We start from the raw sequence: 232 nt of genomic DNA, 5'->3' as shown, positions 1-232 counted from the left end.
CGTTTGCCCAAATCTTTTAATTTGCGGCTCGGTAAACCGTGTGATTTGGTCTCGCGCATGGCCAATTCTTTAACATTATTGGTACCAAACAACGCGCTATGAATCAAGATAAGCGAGTACAACCCTGCCAATACCAAGCTAAAGGTGGCCAATATCACAAACACTGGATACTGAGCAAATGCGCCTAATAAAATCATGAATTCGCCAATGAAGTTACCGGTACCGGGAATAC

General features: G+C 43.5%; 1 pseudogene. It reads right to left on the bottom strand.

The features are described from left to right. Positions 1-232, bottom strand: a pseudogene (locus AAEZ06_RS28340) (hypothetical protein); the annotation flags it as partial.

Source organism: Pseudomonas sp. HY7a-MNA-CIBAN-0227 (assembly GCF_040310325.1).
Classification (GTDB): Bacteria; Pseudomonadota; Gammaproteobacteria; order Pseudomonadales; family Pseudomonadaceae; genus Aquipseudomonas.
Note: the sequence above shows the minus strand (reverse complement) of the source record. Positions and strands in the feature narration are given on the sequence as shown.